Genomic DNA, 15,983 nt, shown 5'->3' with positions numbered 1-15,983 from the left:
CGGGGGTCGAGCGCATCAATTTCGACCGAATTTCGCTGGCCTGTCCCGGAATGAGGTGCGACACTCGCGCCGCACGGTTTTTTCACCCAGTAGGCCAGCATGGCTGACATCCCGGCCACTCGCTATGTTAAAAGTGACGACGTCCATATTGCCTATCAGGTGATTGGTGACGGTCCGCACGACCTGCTATTCGTCCCAGGTTTTGTCTCCAATCTTGAAGCGCTCTGGCAATCGCCGGCGCGCGCCGCCTTTTTCCGCAGGCTTGCAACGTTTGCGCGGATCATCATGTTCGATAAGCGCGGCACCGGATTGTCCGATCGCGGCTCCCAGATCTTCACGCTTGAACAGCGGATGCATGACGTGCAGGCGGTGCTAGACCAGGTTGGCTCCCAACGGGCCACCTTGTTCGGAATATCTGAGGGCGGTCCGATGTCGTTGCTCTATGCAGCGACCTATCCCGAGCGCACGTCGGCTCTGGTGCTCTATGGCACTTATGCGCGACGCTCGTGGGCGCCTGACTATACATTCGCATGGACGGATGCGCAGTGGAGCACGTTTCTGGATGACATAGAGCACCATTGGGGCACGACTGATGCAATGAGTTTGCTGATGTGGGCCCCCAGCGTTGCCGGGAACAAGCACGAAGTGGAGCAAATCGCTGCCTACTTCAGGGCCTCAGCAAGCCCAGGCGCGGCAGCTGCAATCATGCGTATGAACCGGGACATCGATGTCAGAGATATCCTGCCTGTCACGCGCGTACCGACGTTGATTTTGCATCGCGCCGACGAGCGCGTCATTGACGTGAAGCATGCCCGCTACATGAGCCAGCGGATTCCTCGCGCCAAACTGATTGAGCTCGGCGGCGAGGACCATATGGTCTGGGTTGGCAATCAGGATGCAATTCTTGACGAGGTCGAAGAGTTCGTCACCGGGCATCGGCAAGCAGCGGAGCCAGACAGGGTGCTGGCGACTGTGCTGTTCGTCGACATTGCGGGATCGACGGAACGCGCCGCCGCACTCGGCGACGGCGCCTGGCGCGTGCTGCTCGATGCGTTCTATGCCAAAGCTCGGAGCGTGCTCGGCCAGTATCGAGGGCGCGAAATCAACACTGCCGGCGACGGGTTTCTTGCCACGTTCGACGGCCCAGCGCGCGCCGTGCGTTGCGCCAGCGCAATCGGTGACGCGGTGCGCCCGCTCGATCTGAAAGTCCGTTGCGGTTTGCATACTGGCGAATGCGAATTCGTCGCTCACGATATTGTCGGCATTGCTGTACATATTGGCGCGCGTGTAGCGGCACTAGCCGCCCCGGGTGAAGTTCTGGTCTCACAGACGGTTCGCGATCTCGTAGCAGGATCGGGCTTGACGTTTGAAGAGCGTGGCCGTCACGTTCTCAAAGGCGTGCCCGACGAATGGCGCCTGTTTCGCGCGGTACGTCCTAGCACACTTTCACAAGCCATGCGATCAGCGCGCTGAATGACGGTTTCTGACCCCTAGCTGACCTGAACAGCGCCTCGTTGGAAAGCCGCTATTAAGGGCCAAGCGGACTATCGCCTAATCGCGCCGCGCTCCACTGGGTCGCATTTCTCGTACCGTCCATCGACGCAGCCGAGGTCCGACGACCACCGGCGGCGTCGACTTCAGCGCCAGCACCTCTTCGGTGGAGGCGGCAGAAAATAGCCAGTTGCGCACGGCCTCAACGTGCCGTCCAGGTTCATGCCGACGTCAAATTCGAGGGTTCGCCCACCAAGGGCTCGAAACATCTCCGAGGCGAAGACGTCGGATGCGCATGCCGATACCCTCTGCCGCTCGACTTGGGCCTGCAACTATCGCGTACTGCAAGGAGTGCGCTCAACAACACGGCTCACCAGCGGCGCTGGGCGGTCGCCTGCTCAACACCCCAATCAAGGATTTGAAGGAGCTATTGTTGCGCCAATCCTAATTAGTGCAGCGACGCCGACGGCCGAAGCCCGGGGGCTAGTCAGCGTGAATGGTCAGGAAATCTAAGCATCTTATAAATTGGGCGGCTTGTCTTCCCGGTTGAGCAGCCCCAATCGTCGTTCAAGCTCTTCCTTCTTAGCCACGAGTCTAGCCGCGAGAATGTCATTGACGACCGTGTGGAGTCGCCACAGCTCATCGAGAGACATGGTCTCAAACGGCTTCCGTTCCATGAATTTCCCCGACTCACGAATTGCCAACAGATTGAGGCTATGAAGGGCAATTGGCAACTCGGGGTTTGCTACGCGGAAGGTTACCTACACTTACGGCGCCGACCTAGTTTACTGGAAACTAAACGCCCCGACCTTGACCGCGAACGGCGCAACTGGGCGTGCGCTAATCGGTTTCGCAGGTCAACCAATTCAGAAATTTGACGTTCGAGAAATACGCTACGTTGGTGCAGAGCAACAGCGGCATCGAAGATCCGACCGGAAATACTCATCACGACCTCAACACAACAGGACTGAATAAAATTCTCAAACAATCTTAGCATTACGACCCTCGACGGGCACAATTGCAAGGCGAATTCTTGGGCAACGCCTTGGTTCGAGAACGCATGGGTGGCCTGATGCGTGAACGCTGGCCGCGCGGCAATCCAACATCGTAGTGCGCGGCGAAATTCCCGCTTCCTGGTACTATCTTCCCGTCGGGCGGGGCAAAAATTCAGCAGCCCAGAGGATCGTTCCTTTCGCCCAAGCCAGGTGTTCCCAGCGCGGCCGATGTGCTTAGGAACTGAGTTCGGCGTGACTTTTATCGCCAAGCGTAAAGGCGGGCGCGAACCGCTCGTTGCGCCGATACCCAGCAAGCAACTATGGCGGTTGCGGCGGGTTTTCAGCTTCTGGACGATTGATCCAAAGAGCAAGGAGATGGGCATGGCTCTTTCTCCGTCACCGCCCGGCACTTGGCTTATATCGGTGATGAGAAGCCGGTTGCGCTCCCGCCCTCTCTAACAGTGGAGCTATGCTCGGTCTAAATCGACCAGATAAGCTAACTAACTACTCAAAGCTTCCGCAACGCCAGGCGTTCCTGCTTCTTGACCGCTGGTACCTAATCGGCAATTCTATTCCTGCACCGTGTTTCATTTCGGCTTGGGCCCGGAGCAGGCCTTCCAGCTGGCAGACCAGACCGGCGGCTTTTGGCCCAGTGCTGAAATTGGTCCCACACGAGGGCCTAGTTTCGGTCTCTAGCAATCCTAAAGAAGCCAAGGCCCAAGATCAAAAACACCGGCACGACTATGAAAAAGCTGATGAGCGAGATGAGATTCGGCGCTGCGAAAAGAAAATAGGCACCTAGCGCCACGACAGTCAGCGCCGCAAACGAGGCCACAATTAACAATCCCCGCCTCAAGCCACCCATTTTTTTGACTTTCCCTGCTGAGACTAGCGTATCAAACCCAACACCGGATGTCGCCTTCTGGCCCATAGCTGGCCTTTACGGCGGCGTCGCGGAGGACTGCTTCTGACCCCAAGCAGACCCGCCGCCCACCTAGCTGCGGCCTTGTCGCCGTCCAGCTCCTGTTAACAAAATGACAATAGCATCCGGCCCGAGCGCGCCGAAAGAACCGGACAATTCGATGCTTTGCGCGATGCAAAAGATGGATGATCTATGCCTCAGCACGCGGCGGACACATACGATGCGCAAATGTGGACCTATCGCGACCATCTCCGCGGATTGAACCGCAGGCTGGCGGAGGACTACGCTCGAGAGAATGCTCAGCACGTAGTGGCGGCTATCGAGGAGTTGGCCCAAGCGGCTCCGGTCACTCTTGCGATGATCCAGTTTCACAAAGCAATTCGTCGCTCGCCGGCGAAAAATTTCTGGCCCGTCATCCGTCAAACAAAAGGCGTGTTGCTTCTTCGATCACCTGACGTGGGCGGGGGCTGCCCGTGGCCCAGGCAACGAACAAACTCCGGCAACATGCGCTACAGGCTGCCAGGACATCTGCTTTTTTCGCCATGGCCTCCGAATGTTTGCCGCAGCGTTCGAAACCGCACGATCGAATTTCAGCGAATGGTCGATCGACTCCGAGCAATGTCAGACACAGCTTCTTGGACGAAGCTCTTGCCGGTTCCATACAAGTTAGGACGCGGGTCGCCATTCGGCTCATAAACGGGATCAAAGCGCTGCAGGGGATAGCAATGCTAGACAGCATCGCGGCTCTGGATCGATGGTCCGATGAACCACGGCCCGGTTGGAATGTCGTGTTGCGGATTTCGCAAGGAGCGCTCATCTATCGCGACGGCCCCGATCGTTGCGAGATCGAAATTCCCGCCGAGTTCACCAAGCCTCTCCGTGCACCTTCGTCGCCCGACCGCGCGTTGGAACGTCATCTAGTCCGTGCAGGACCGAGATCCTATTACCCCTGAGCCTGAGCTAGGGTCCGCTTCTGGCCCTCAGCGGACCCTAGCAACATGGTGCGGCACGGCAGCTTTTGACCCATATCGAACTTACCGTCATTCTCAATTTGTATATCCGATGGACTAGGCTCACCCGGTATGGGAACCGGTCTTACCTTTTCCAGTTTTGGAGTGGTCGGTAAATTTTCGAGGGGCCGCGCCATGGGAGATCGCCGCAAAAGAGTGAAGCAGACCCGCTCCCTTGAAGAACGAATGGCCGAACAGGCCATTAAGCTCAAAGAGCGGGCCAGCCGCTTGCCCGCTGGCAAGGAACGTGAGGGCTTGCTTAAGCGAGCCAGGATTGCTGAGACCGGCGCGCATCTAAGCGATTGGTTGACCTCGCCGGGCTTGCACCCACCCAAGTAAGGGTTTCGGGAAAACCATCCAGTTTGATGCTTACGACATCGACAGAGCACGCGGAGATTCGATGCTCCCGAAATCTTCTAGTCGGCCATAGCATTACTGCTTCTGACTCGTAGCGGACTTCAAAATGCTATGTTTGCCAAGGGGGGAGGATCATCCCTCCGGTCCGGGAATGAAGCAGCGCCACAAAGGAGTCATTCTTCCATCGGCGTAGGTTGGCCACCACCAAACCATCGCCCTGCCGCTGAGGTTCTGCCGGTTGAGCACGACAGAGTTTGGCACGTCAAACCATTGCCCGCGTTCGCTTGGCCGCTGCGGATTTTTCAGAAGGACTCTATAGCCATTCTTTGCTGTATCCCACTCGGCCTCCGCATATTGGCCGTCCCCTCCATCACAGCACGGCTCACCTGCCTTGTTCTTGAGACTTTTGAACCAAGCGTTCAGTTCTGGTCGCATCAGGTCGTGTGAATGGGCTGTGTTGATGCTGAAAGATGTGACCGCACACAATCCCACCGTGCGTGCTACCATCAACCGATAAAGATGCACTTGGCGTCCATTGGAACTGGTCATGGAAACCTCCGTTTCCCTGCCCACGTGAGTGGGTCATCGGAATCGCACGAAGGTTCAAGGCGCCGCACCGGGACAAGTAGCCCTTGGTGTCCGGTGAGGCTGCCGCCTCACCGGACCGATGAAGCTTCGACCGCTTTAGTTGAATGTTTGCAGCCTCAATTTCAGCGAGCCGTCGGCCTGGCGTTCGAATACGTGCATCGCCAAACCGCCCAACGGAGATGGCTTGCCCTCCTTGTCCTTACCCGTGGCACTCCACTTTGCTGTGCCGAATACAACCTTGTCGTCTCCGCCGACGTCGATCATCTCCAACTTGTGACCCGTCACACCGTTCGCGAAGAGACCGGCAAAGAAACTCTCGATCTCAGCCGGACCTGACGCCACCTGATGTGTGGGCGGCATCAATTTTGCCGTCGCGACATAGGAAGCTCCGATGGCTTTCGCGTCGTGCTTGTTGAATGCGGCATCCCAAGCGGCGTAAGCCTGCTGCACGTCCCCCTTGGCGTCCGCGGCCAACGAAATTCCCGGCGCGCCGAGCAGACAAATGACTAGCGCTGATATTTGAGCCAACTTCATAGGATACTCCTCTGTTGGATAATTCCTTTTCCGATTGATCAGATCATCAGTCCAATCGTCTACCGCGGCTGCGCGCCCGCCAGCATGACGACACCGTCGCCGGTCGCGCTGCGGCCGGCCATTGGTTCATAGGGAAGAGGTGCAGGCGATGGTAACTTCAACGGCGCCGTTCACCTCGAAGTCCATATCGCGCGCCATGACACCGCTAATGCAGCCGGTCACACATGCGCCGAACTTCACCACCACGACCAGTTTTACGAAGACACGTTCATCATGGCTGGTGCCGGAAGACTCCATCCAATAGTTCGCGCAACAGCAATTCCGGGCGATTACCGTCAGCCACGTTGACAAATGGGAGAGAGCGACGGCGCACATACTGCCTGGGCCGGAAATCCCCGCGCTTATCACCGCTTCTGGACCGAAGGCGAGGTTCGGGCGGCGTCCCCAGTTGTCGACTCGTTGGGGTAGACCGGAAGCAACCGGCCGACCTTCCAAGCCGCGCTAACGATCCGTAGCAGACTTTTGGCATATTGAGCGGATGCAACCACATTGCTATGCTTCATTCACATCGTGCCTTAGTTCTGATGGGCAGGCTTGATCAGGCTTACGGACTGCAGCCTGCAATTTGGAAATTGGAATTCTTGAAGCCATAGGCCCCGCCTCCGGACGCATTTCAAAAGCGGCCGGGGAATGTTCATGGACGTCATTTCCCTCCGTTCTTCCCCTTGACTCGGAGGCGGGCTTTTTCTGTCAGCTTGATCGAAAAAGTGATTCCGCCATGTCTATTCCAAAAAGCATAACCCAATGCACTTCAGTCAATCGTCACAACAGAAGCACAGCGTGCCACTACTTAGTTGTTTTAATCCTTTCAGTTTGCATCCTTCAGCTCGCAAGCAGTACGGCGCAGGCCCAGTGCGCAGCTCGCGATGTTTTGGAGAGACAGCTGAAATTCAAGACACGCGCGTCCGAAGCGCCTCAACGGCTTATTAAATCCGAGCGCGACCTTGCGATATGGAAGACAATTGCAATAGGCACGTTCGCCGACTCACTTAAGCTGCGCGATGCAATGGACAGCATGCGATGCAGTGTGGGCAGCCAAGCGGGCGAAATCCTTGCCCGACCGTCCTTTATTACTGCTTCTCAGAAGACAGACATGGAGCTTGCACTCGTCTCCCCGACGCAACTCGGGTTCACGAGCGATAGTGTGACGTTAGCTGACCTCTACTCACGTGCTCAAAAACTCGGCTTTGAACTCGCACCGGCAGAGGTCGGACCACAATTGCGCATCCAATATTTCGACCAGCCCATAGGCGAGTTCCTCATCATCGGAATGGAGCCGATCATGACCTGGAGCGGGGACCCGATTATTCTGAATGTAGCAAATGGCGGCGCCGGATTGATCCTCATCGGCCAAGACGGTAGAGCCGAAGCCGAGATACCTGCTACGTCTCGGATCGTTTTTGCGCGTTCGCATAAACTTGCGGCCAATACCAATCTCGTCGATCAAGCTGCTGCAGTTCCGCGCGAGTAAGGAGGGTGACCGCAACTGGCCCATCGGCGATCTTCGATGATGTCCGCTGTTTGTGCTCGTCTGGAGAGATGAGCGGACATCAGGGGCCGCCGAACTAGCGCCCAATTCAGGAGTACGGCGCTACGCCGCCGCCGCACCCGGTCCGAACCACCGCCTCACCGCCTCCTCAAGCCCGTGCTGGCTCTCAGCTCCCACCCCCGCGACGTGCCCGTCGGGCCGCACCAGCACTGCGCCCGGGGCGGCGACCTGGCCGATGACCGGAAGCTCCCATACGCAATCGGTGCGGGCATCGACGACATCGATCCGGTTCTTCCAGGGGCCGATGTCGATGCCGCCTCGCTTGCCGAAATTGAGCAGCACGCCGCGCGCCCCGTGCAGCAGCGTGAACAGCTTTAGCTTTTGCCCTTCGACCGTCAGATCGAGATCCGGCATGCGCCGCCCCAGCAGCGCGTGGCCTTCGCCGAGATCATAGTGGATGTCGAGCCCGCTCATCATCGCGCCAAAACGTTTGCGCGGCTCGTCCATGCCTAGCAGTTCGGCGACGGTGTCGCGCGCGGCCTTGAGGCCGTCGTCGCCGCGGCGGAGCAGGGCGATCTGCGCCATGGTGTTGCGCAGCACGCGCGCGCCGACGGGATGGCGCTCGGCATGGTAGCTGTCGAGCAGGCTGTCCGGCGAGACGCCCTTCACCACCTGCGCCAGCTTCCAGCCGAGATTGACGGCGTCCTGTACACCCAGGTTGAGGCCTTGCCCGCCGACGGAGTGATGGATATGCGCGGCATCGCCGGCGAGCAGCACGCGTCCTTTGCGATAGGTCACGGCCTGGCGTGCCGCATCGGTGAAGCGGGAGATCCAGGCGGGATTTTGCAGTCCGAAGTCGGCGCCGTAGACCGCGACGAGCGCGTCGCTGAGATCGCGCAAGGAGGGCTCGCCGGTGCGCGCGAGTGTTGCTTCCGTCACGACGACCAGCACGCGGCCGCTCTCGGTCTTGCTGAGGCCGTGAAAGCCGAGCGCATCATGACGCAGGCCGAATTCCGGCGCCTCCCGCATCTCGACCTCGGCCATGAGGTTGCTGAGCGTCGGTGAGGTGCCGGCGAAATCGATGCCGGCGGCCTTGCGCACCAGGCTGCGACCGCCGTCGCAGCCGACGAGATAGTCTGTCCGCAACGTCTCACCGCCGGCGAGCGTCACATCGATGCCGGTTTCGTCCTGTGCGAAGCCCGTGAGCTCGACATTGCGATAGATCGGCACGCCGAGCTCTTCGACCCAGTCCGCCAGGATGCGCTCGATGTGGTTCTGCCGCAGCGCCAGCCCGTAAGCGTGCCTTGTGGGGAGGTCGCTGATGTCGAGCCGCGTCCAGGCAAAGCCCGCGAGCTGGACGCGCTGCCCTTCGCGCAGGAAACGGTCGGCGACGCCGCGCTGATCGAGCAGCTCAATCGTGCGTGCGTGCAGTCCGCCGGCGCGCGTCTCGACCAGTGCCTGTTCGGCACGGCGCTCGACGACGGCAACGTCGACATCGGCGAGCGAGAGCTCCGCGGCCAGCATCAGCCCGGTCGGGCCGCCGCCGGCGATGACCACGGCATGGTCGGGCGGCATCTGGTTCCGCGCGTCGGCTCCCTGTGGCCGGCGGCGTGAACGGGACGTCGGAAGCAGTACAGGCATGTCGTGACCCCTCGGCTGGTTGCTCTGGATGTTTCCCGGGTCGGGGGTTCTACGGCAGAGGCGGGGACTTGAAGCAAGCCCGTTGCGCACCACATATCGAGTTGGGAGGAGGGACTTCCTCCTCCGCGTTCGCCGCGTTGACACGTCGGGCAAAACACCGGCATAAAGGCATCGTCGAAAGAGTTTGGTTCAGCCCGCGCGGAGCAATCTGCGGCGGGTTTTCTTTTGCGGCATCGGATGGTCAGCTGATGCCGGTGGTCCGCTGCATGATGTCGGCGAGCTCCTCGAACGAAAACGGCTTCCTGATCATCGGAAGGCCGCCGCGCCGGGGCTCGCGACCCGACAATTGCAGCATCTTCAGCTCCGGGCGGACGCGCTTGGCCAGCTCGGCCAGTTCATGACCATCCATGCCCGGCATGTTGATGTCAGTGATGAGGATGGAGATGTCCTGGTTCTGCTCGAGCCGTTCGAGTGCATCCAGGCCGCTTTGGGCGCTGATCACCTCGCAGCCGAGATCTTCCAGCATGCCAACGATCACGTCGAGGACGGCGGGATCGTCGTCAACAACCAGGACAGTGCGGCTCACAGGAACGTTCCTTCTGACGAAGCATTCAACGCGCCTCTCGTCGGATAAGTTCCCGCCCGGGCGCCGGTCCGCCTAATCGTCCTTCGACAAATCACCGGGTTTGGCGGGAATGTCGATGGTGCCGCCATCGCCGTGCACGAGATCGCGATCGCTCTCCTTTGTCTCGCCTGCGTCTTCGATGATCGCCTCCTGCGTCTCGCGCTCCTTGTCGATGCGCGGCTTGGCTCCGGGCAATTGTCGCGATGTCTCTGGTGACGTCTTCTCAGATGTCATCTCACCGATCCTCCTGATCGGCTAACTTTCGCCGGGCCGGTAAGTTCGTTTGACGCGTCGGGCAAAACACTGGCATATTGGCATCATCGAAAGAAGTGTGGTTCAGCCCGCGCGGAGAATGTCTGCAGCGGGCTGTTTCATTTCAACGGGGCTTTGACACGTCGGGCAAAACACCGGCATAGTGACATCATCGAGACGAGTTTGGTTCACCCGCGCGGAGCACATCCGCTGCGGGTTTTTTCATCTCGGTTTCCGAGATCGGACGGCGGCGGCGCATTACGGCCACGCACTCGTCAAACCTGGAGCGCCGATCGGCGCGCCGCCGTCCGAACCATCGCCGGCCGTGCACGCGCGAACGTGCCGGCCCGCGGCGCTGGGGCCAGTTGCCCGCGCCGCTGCGGTCTCCGGAAGACACGGAGATAGGGTTCGCGCCCGAAACGATCGCGCCTCGCCTGGCGCGATCTGCCGCGCCTTTTTTCTTTCTTATGGAGGGATGATGACTGCCTATCTGATATCGCTCGCGGGTACGAGCCCGACAAGCTGATGGGCTATTGCGTGGCGCTCTACTTCGCAAAGCTGCTGGTCTGGGACAAGGTCCTTGGATTTGGCTCGACTGACGCTTTGGCGGGATTTGCGGCAATCACGGCCAATCTGGTCGTCTCTTTCTATTTCGCCAAACGCGGCTTCGAGAATGTTGCGAGGATCATCAAGCGGTGAAGATTCAAGACGAGGAGATCCGGGCGATTGTCGCGGAGACACTGGCCGAGCAGCACCGAGTTCAGCAGGAGAGCGTCGATGCCATCGTATTGAAGGCGGTGGCATCGGTCCTGGCCTCGTTCGGGATCGAAGACGATGACCGGAAAGAGCTCAGAGCTGACTTCCAGCACCTGCGGCGCTGGCGGAAGAGCGTGGAACAAGCGCAGAGCTACACCTTCAAGGCGGTGATCACAGTCATTGCGACCGGTCTGATGGGTGCGGTCTGGCTTGGTGTCAAGGTCGTGCTGGGCAAGTGAGCCTCGACCGCTACGGAGTCGCAGGTCGCGCACTCCCGATTACCCCGTCAATAGGTATCCCATGTACAGAATTCGTATCGTCGATGCCGACGATGATGAGACTGCCGAGGTTCTCGGCGATCTGCACCGGCTGACATTCTTCGGTGGGGCGGCCCTGCCGCAGTTCGAATCGGGTACGTGGTGGCTCGCCTACCATGATGATGACGCGGTGGCCTTCGCCGGCGTTGTGCCGTCGACACATGCGCGAAACAGCGGATATTTTTGCCGGGTCGGGGTCTTGCAGCAGCATTGGGGGCGGGGACTTCAACTCAGGCTGATGCGAGCGATCGAGGCGCGAGGGCGGCGTCTGGGATGGGACAGCATCGTCTCCGATACGACGGACAATCCCGTATCTGCCAACAATTTCATCCATGCGGGTTATCGGCTGTACGAGCCCGAATCGCCCTGGGCCTGGTCGCATACGCTTTATTGGCGAAAGTGGCTGCGCTGAGCAATTGGAGTGGTTTTCCCGTGATGCGGAACGTGACCGTCTCAGACTAGAATTGCTGCGCACGATGCGAGCAGCCTCCATACGCTCAAATATCTAACGGCCCGGCAGCTTGACGCTGCCGGGCCGTTTTTGCGTTTCAGGTGAAGCGAGCGAGGCCCTTGCGAAGTTGGCGGCGCCGGGCTTTAAGCTTGCTCCTGCAGGAAATTCGGCGACCACAAGCCGATGTAAGGGAGCGCTATCGATGCCGACCAAGCCTCAATTGCCGGAACGTTCGTCGCGAGCGACGGAAGGGCCGAGTGCGCTCGACGGTCTGCTGGTCATCGATTTCACGCGTGTCGTCGCCGGCCCAGCCTGCGCGCAGACGCTCGCCGATTTTGGCGCGCACGTCATCAAGATCGAAAATCCCGACGGCGGCGACGACACGCGCGCCTACGAGCACGCCGAAATTGGCGGGGAAAGCGCCGCCTATCTCAGCTTGAACCGCAACAAGCGCGGCATTGCGCTCGACCTTGCCGTGCCGGAGGCCCGTGAGATCGCGCTGGATCTGATCCGCAAGGCGGATGTGGTCGTGGAGAATTTCTCGAGCGGGGTCATGAAGAAGTTCGCGCTCGACTATGAGGCGGTCGCTCCGCTCAATCCACGGCTGGTCTATTGCTCGATCTCCGCCTACGGACGCTCCGGACCGTTCGCCTCCCGCCCTGGCTTCGATCCCATCACGCAGGCGGAGAGCGGCTTCATGTCGCTCAACGGATTTGCCGACGGCCCAGCGGTTCGTACCGGGCCGCCCATCGTGGACATGGCAACGGGGATGTCTGCCTGTAACGCCATCCTGATGGCGCTGTTGGCGCGGGACCGGCTCGGTCGCGGGCAGCATGTCGAAGTCGCCTTGTTCGACGTTGCGATGGGGATGACGGGCTTTTACGGCATGGCGTATCTCATCAATGGCGAAAACCCCGGCCGGTTCGGCAATTCGCCGAGCGGGTCTCCCACCGTCGGCGTCTATGAGGCCTCCGATGGGCCGCTCTACATGGCGTGCGCCAACGATCGGCTGTATCGCCGGCTCGTGGTCGAGGTGCTGAACCGGCCTGATCTCATCACCGATCCGCAGTTTGCCACGCGCAAGGCCCGTTCTGAGAACAAGGAGCTTTTGCGGGCAGCCATTGCAGAGGTCTTTGCCAGCGATACGCTCGAGAACTGGATGGCGAAAATGAAGCTGGCCAATATTCCGGTCGGCTATCTCCGGACGGTCGAGGAGGGGTTCAATGCGCCAGAGGCTCGCGAGCGCCATCGCTTGAGTCGCATTCCGCACCGTACAGCGGAATGGGTGCCCAACATCGAGCCGCCGATTACCATGAGCCTGACCGGCGCGATCGATCCCGTTGCGGCCCCTCTGTTAGGTGAGCATACCGAGGACGTCTTGCGCAGCATGCTCGGTTATGACGAGCGTCGGATCGCGGAGTTTACCCGGAGGGGCGTCTTTGGCTCGGGCAAACCTTCGACTCCGGTTTAAGCCGGAGCCGTTAGTCCGCTGGCAACAGGCATCGCGCGGCATCGGAATCGATGCTTCATGATGCCTGCCGGCCGCATTGACTTGATTTGGTAAGGGGCCAGCCGCATAAATACGCCAAAGTGAGGGACACGAATGGCGCCTGGTCGAAAGCCGAGCATGGGTCAGCCCACCGGGCCGGAAGCCGGCGAAAGCGCCTATGCGGCGATGATCGCGAAGGCCCGGGCCCTCGTGCCGAGACTACGAGAGCGGGCGGCGCGGACGGAGGAGCTGCGGCATCTCCCGTCGGAAACCGAGATGGACCTCCATGAAGCCGGCCTGTTCCGGATGCTTCAACCGGCACGGATCGGCGGTGCTGAGCTCGACTATGTCGCTCTTGTCGACTGCGCTGAGCTGCTCGGACAGGCGGATGCGTCGGTAGCGTGGAATCTCGCCAATCTGGCGAGCCACCACTGGATGCTCGGCATGTTCGAGCAAAAGGCGCAGGATCTGGTCTGGGGCCGTGATCCGGATGCGCTGATCGCATCCTCGTTCATTTTTCCCGCCGGACGCGCCACGCGAGTCGAGGGCGGTTATCAGCTGCGCGGCAGCTGGCCATTCTCCTCCGGCGTTGCCTCCTGCGAATGGAACATGCTTGCAAGCGTGGTCTATTCCGACGACGAGGCGGACGGCATCGAGTATCGCATCTTTCTGCTGCCGAAAGGCGATTACAGCGTGCTGGACACCTGGAACGTCGCGGGACTGCGCGGGACGGGGTCCTGCGACGTGGAGGTCAGGGATGTCTTCGTGGCTGACCATATGACAGTCGCCGTCGGCGACCTCTCAGGCGGCCCGACGCCGGGAAGCACGGTCAATCCAAATCCGCTTTATACGCTGCCCGTGTTCTCGCTGTTTCCATACGTCCTCTCCGGTGTCGCGCTGGGGAATGCGCAAGCGTGCCTCGACGATTATACGGAGGTCGCACGTCATCGTATTTCAACCTACAACCGGGCCAAATTGAGCGATTTTCAAAGCACCCAGATCAAGATCGCGGAAGCCTCGGCGAAGATCGACGCCGCGCGCCTGATCATGCGGTCGGCGTGCCTCGATGCCATGGAGGATGCGCGGCTTGGTCACATCCCTGGCATGGCGACCAAGACCCGTTATCGGCGCGACGGATCTTTTTCGGTGAACCTGTGCACGGACGCGGTCTCGATGCTGTTTGCCGCGAGCGGCGCGCGCGGTCTGTTCACGACCGGCGTGTTGCAGCGGCAATTCCGCGATGCGCACGCGATCAACTCGCATCTCGCATTCAATTTCGATGCGGCCGGGACCAACTATGGACGGGTGGCGCTGGGCCTGCCGTCCGAAAATCTCACGCTGTGAGGCCGGCCGATGAATGATCTGCCGCAGCAGCCCGGCGCTCCCGATCCCGCCAACGAGTTCGCGAGCGACAGCTCGTCGATCGATCCTCGCGACTTTCGCAACGCGCTCGGAACCTATGCAACGGGCGTGGCGATCATCACGGCCGCAGCGCCTGATGGCAAGCCCTACGGACTGACTTGTAATTCGTTTGCCTCCGTCTCGCTGAACCCTCCACTGGTCCTGTGGAGCCTGGTCGTCTATTCCTCTAGTCTGACCATCTTCCAGAACGCCAGCCATTTCACCGTCAACGTGCTTGGCGCTTCGCAGCAGGTGCTTGCGGCAAAATTCGCCAAATCGTCGGACGACAAGTTCACAGGTGTGGATTGGACGCCGGGCCTCGGCGGAGCGCCGGTGCTTGCGGAGAGCGTCGCCAACTTTCAATGTCGCTCCGTGAATCGCTATTATGGCGGCGACCACGTGATCTTTCTCGGCGCGGTCGAGGCCTATACCTACGGTGCGAAGGAGCCGCTGCTCTTCGCGCGGGGGACGTTCGGCCGATTCCTCGCAGATGACGAGCGCAAGACGTCGCCTTGACGTGCTTCAGATCGCGCTCGACAGCTTAGCGCTCTGCCGCTGAAAGCTTGTAAATCTCCAGCGCGTCCGCTTCCGCGCCGCGTGCGGCCTTCGCGAGCCGGAAAAGTTGGCCCGCAAGCGTGGCCATCGGCACCGGCGTCGACGTTGCCTGCGCGACGTCGGCGACCGTATCGAGATCCTTGAGCATCGTGGCAATATGACCGAGCGGGGGCGAGTGAATGCCCTGGACCATTCTGGGCACGAAAAGCTGAAGCGGGATCGAGTCCGCGAAGCCGCCGGCGAGCGCTTCGGGCAGGCGATTGGCGTCAATACCCGCGTTGACGGCCAGGCGCGTGGCTTCTGCCAGCACGGCCATCGCGCATCCCACGATCACCTGATTGCAGAGTTTCGTGGTCTGGCCGGCGCCGGTCGGGCCCATGTGGGTGAACCTGCGCGCCATGGCCAGCACGTAGGGGCGAGCCCTCTCGATCTCGTCTGCTTCTCCGCCGGCCATGATCGCAAGGGTACCTTCCTCGGCGCCCTTCGTTCCGCCGGAAACCGGTGCATCGATCCAGCCGGCGCCATTGGCGGCTTTCAATCGCTTTGCCAGATCGCGCGCGGCGTCGGGATGTATCGACGAGAAGTCGACGACAAGCTTGCCTGCGCCGGGCGCTGCCGCCAGCCCCTCAGGCCCGAAGATCACCTCCTCGACGGCCGCGGCATCCGTCACGCACATGAAGGCGATATCGGAGTTCGTCAGGAGATCACGAGGCGTGACTGCGCGCCTGGCTCCAGCCTCGGCGAGCGGAGCCACCTTGCCCTCTGAACGGTTCCAGACAGTGACCTGATGGCCGGCCTTGAGCAGGCGTCGGGTCATCGGCGTTCCCATCAGGCCAAGGCCGAGATAGCCGAGCCTCTCGACGCCTTGCGGGTTTGGCTTGCTCGCATCAGCCATAGGTTGTCTCCTTCTGTCGCAGCGCGACGTGGCTTTACCATACATTGCGTATCGGACGGCAAAACCGCCGCGCTCGCATGGCTTGCCTGATTGTTTGAACCATGAAAGATTTGAGCCCGGTCGGGGTTGGGTGGCGCCGGTCGGCGCCGGAGCAG

The 15,983-nt window shown here is 60.5% G+C and carries 15 protein-coding genes and 1 pseudogene; 8 read left to right on the top strand and 8 right to left on the bottom strand.

Going from position 1 to position 15,983, the window contains the following annotated elements:
* The first annotated feature begins 99 nt into the window (after positions 1–99).
* Positions 100–1,473: an adenylate/guanylate cyclase domain-containing protein gene (locus tag GGD61_RS04425; protein ID WP_092263405.1), complete on the top strand. Its 1,374-nt coding sequence runs from the start codon at positions 100–102 to the stop codon at positions 1,471–1,473.
* Positions 1,474–3,165: 1,692 nt separating this feature from the next.
* Here GGD61_RS04425 and GGD61_RS04420 read toward each other — a convergent pair.
* From GGD61_RS04420 to GGD61_RS04405, 4 genes are all read right to left on the bottom strand, one after another.
* Positions 3,166–3,417 (bottom strand): hypothetical protein, encoded by a 252-nt coding sequence (locus GGD61_RS04420; RefSeq protein WP_183230295.1) that lies wholly within the window; start codon positions 3,415–3,417, stop codon positions 3,166–3,168.
* 1,490 nt (positions 3,418–4,907) lie between these two features.
* Positions 4,908–5,324, bottom strand: coding sequence for a hypothetical protein (locus tag GGD61_RS04415; RefSeq protein ID WP_244550751.1), 417 nt, complete (start codon positions 5,322–5,324; stop codon positions 4,908–4,910).
* Between the two features lie 135 nt (positions 5,325–5,459).
* The gene (locus tag GGD61_RS04410; protein WP_092260841.1) at positions 5,460–5,897 is read right to left on the bottom strand and encodes a nuclear transport factor 2 family protein; all 438 of its coding nucleotides are present in this window, start codon (positions 5,895–5,897) and stop codon (positions 5,460–5,462) included.
* 126 nt (positions 5,898–6,023) lie between these two features.
* A complete protein-coding gene (locus GGD61_RS04405) occupies positions 6,024–6,194 on the bottom strand; it encodes a hypothetical protein (RefSeq protein ID WP_177237327.1) in 171 nt (56 codons plus the stop codon).
* Positions 6,195–6,675: 481 nt separating this feature from the next.
* On the opposite strand from GGD61_RS04405, the gene GGD61_RS04400 reads away from it, so the two are divergent.
* The gene (locus tag GGD61_RS04400; protein WP_183230293.1) at positions 6,676–7,428 is read left to right on the top strand and encodes a hypothetical protein; all 753 of its coding nucleotides are present in this window, start codon (positions 6,676–6,678) and stop codon (positions 7,426–7,428) included.
* A gap of 120 nt (positions 7,429–7,548) precedes the next feature.
* Here GGD61_RS04400 and GGD61_RS04395 read toward each other — a convergent pair whose 3' ends face one another.
* The 3 genes from GGD61_RS04395 to GGD61_RS04385 form a co-directional block, all read right to left on the bottom strand.
* Positions 7,549–9,087, bottom strand: a complete 1,539-nt coding sequence (locus GGD61_RS04395; protein ID WP_183230291.1) for an FAD-dependent monooxygenase — start codon at positions 9,085–9,087, stop codon at positions 7,549–7,551.
* 241 nt (positions 9,088–9,328) lie between these two features.
* The gene (locus GGD61_RS04390) at positions 9,329–9,673 is read right to left on the bottom strand and encodes a response regulator (RefSeq protein WP_092260847.1); all 345 of its coding nucleotides are present in this window, start codon (positions 9,671–9,673) and stop codon (positions 9,329–9,331) included.
* A 72-nt stretch (positions 9,674–9,745) separates the two neighbouring features.
* A complete protein-coding gene (locus GGD61_RS04385; RefSeq protein ID WP_092260849.1) occupies positions 9,746–9,946 on the bottom strand; it encodes a hypothetical protein in 201 nt (66 codons plus the stop codon).
* 519 nt (positions 9,947–10,465) lie between these two features.
* Here GGD61_RS04385 and GGD61_RS04380 point away from each other — a divergent pair.
* From GGD61_RS04380 to GGD61_RS04355, 6 genes and pseudogenes are all read left to right on the top strand, one after another.
* Positions 10,466–10,663, top strand: a pseudogene (locus tag GGD61_RS04380) (hypothetical protein); the annotation flags it as partial.
* Positions 10,660–10,959, top strand: coding sequence for a hypothetical protein (locus GGD61_RS04375; protein ID WP_092260851.1), 300 nt, complete (start codon positions 10,660–10,662; stop codon positions 10,957–10,959). The pseudogene GGD61_RS04380 and the gene GGD61_RS04375, both read left to right, overlap by 4 nt.
* 61 nt (positions 10,960–11,020) lie before the next feature.
* Entirely contained in the window at positions 11,021–11,449 is a 429-nt protein-coding gene (locus GGD61_RS04370; protein ID WP_092260853.1) for a GNAT family N-acetyltransferase, read from the top strand.
* A 241-nt stretch (positions 11,450–11,690) separates the two neighbouring features.
* Positions 11,691–12,959: a CaiB/BaiF CoA-transferase family protein gene (locus tag GGD61_RS04365; RefSeq protein WP_183230343.1), complete on the top strand. Its 1,269-nt coding sequence runs from the start codon at positions 11,691–11,693 to the stop codon at positions 12,957–12,959.
* Positions 12,960–13,115: 156 nt separating this feature from the next.
* Positions 13,116–14,321: an acyl-CoA dehydrogenase family protein gene (locus GGD61_RS04360; RefSeq protein ID WP_018319226.1), complete on the top strand. Its 1,206-nt coding sequence runs from the start codon at positions 13,116–13,118 to the stop codon at positions 14,319–14,321.
* 9 nt (positions 14,322–14,330) lie between these two features.
* Positions 14,331–14,894, top strand: a complete 564-nt coding sequence (locus tag GGD61_RS04355) for a flavin reductase family protein (RefSeq protein ID WP_092260855.1) — start codon at positions 14,331–14,333, stop codon at positions 14,892–14,894.
* A 25-nt stretch (positions 14,895–14,919) separates the two neighbouring features.
* Here GGD61_RS04355 and GGD61_RS04350 read toward each other — a convergent pair whose 3' ends face one another.
* Positions 14,920–15,828: an NAD(P)-dependent oxidoreductase gene (locus GGD61_RS04350; protein ID WP_177237328.1), complete on the bottom strand. Its 909-nt coding sequence runs from the start codon at positions 15,826–15,828 to the stop codon at positions 14,920–14,922.
* Positions 15,829–15,983 lie beyond the last annotated feature (155 nt).

It is taken from the genome of Bradyrhizobium sp. SBR1B (assembly GCF_014198205.1).
Lineage (GTDB): Bacteria > Pseudomonadota > Alphaproteobacteria > Rhizobiales > Xanthobacteraceae > Bradyrhizobium.
The sequence above is the reverse complement of the archived record's forward strand: the minus strand, read 5'-3'. Positions and strand labels throughout refer to the sequence as shown.

What these genes read in the sequence shown, in the direction of transcription:
- GGD61_RS04370 (WP_092260853.1), top strand. Translation starts at nt 11,021, where the DNA reads ATGTACAGAATTCGTATCGTCGATGCCGACGATGATGAGACTGCCGAG.
- GGD61_RS04400 (WP_183230293.1), top strand. Translation starts at nt 6,676, where the DNA reads ATGTCTATTCCAAAAAGCATAACCCAATGCACTTCAGTCAATCGTCAC.
- GGD61_RS04405 (WP_177237327.1), bottom strand. Translation starts at nt 6,194, where the DNA reads ATGGAGTCTTCCGGCACCAGCCATGATGAACGTGTCTTCGTAAAACTG.
- GGD61_RS04385 (WP_092260849.1), bottom strand. Translation starts at nt 9,946, where the DNA reads ATGACATCTGAGAAGACGTCACCAGAGACATCGCGACAATTGCCCGGA.
- GGD61_RS04420 (WP_183230295.1), bottom strand. Translation starts at nt 3,417, where the DNA reads ATGGGCCAGAAGGCGACATCCGGTGTTGGGTTTGATACGCTAGTCTCA.
- GGD61_RS04365 (WP_183230343.1), top strand. Translation starts at nt 11,691, where the DNA reads ATGCCGACCAAGCCTCAATTGCCGGAACGTTCGTCGCGAGCGACGGAA.
- GGD61_RS04360 (WP_018319226.1), top strand. Translation starts at nt 13,116, where the DNA reads ATGGGTCAGCCCACCGGGCCGGAAGCCGGCGAAAGCGCCTATGCGGCG.
- GGD61_RS04350 (WP_177237328.1), bottom strand. Translation starts at nt 15,828, where the DNA reads ATGGCTGATGCGAGCAAGCCAAACCCGCAAGGCGTCGAGAGGCTCGGC.
- GGD61_RS04415 (WP_244550751.1), bottom strand. Translation starts at nt 5,324, where the DNA reads ATGACCAGTTCCAATGGACGCCAAGTGCATCTTTATCGGTTGATGGTA.
- GGD61_RS04410 (WP_092260841.1), bottom strand. Translation starts at nt 5,897, where the DNA reads ATGAAGTTGGCTCAAATATCAGCGCTAGTCATTTGTCTGCTCGGCGCG.
- GGD61_RS04425 (WP_092263405.1), top strand. Translation starts at nt 100, where the DNA reads ATGGCTGACATCCCGGCCACTCGCTATGTTAAAAGTGACGACGTCCAT.
- GGD61_RS04395 (WP_183230291.1), bottom strand. Translation starts at nt 9,087, where the DNA reads ATGCCTGTACTGCTTCCGACGTCCCGTTCACGCCGCCGGCCACAGGGA.
- GGD61_RS04355 (WP_092260855.1), top strand. Translation starts at nt 14,331, where the DNA reads ATGAATGATCTGCCGCAGCAGCCCGGCGCTCCCGATCCCGCCAACGAG.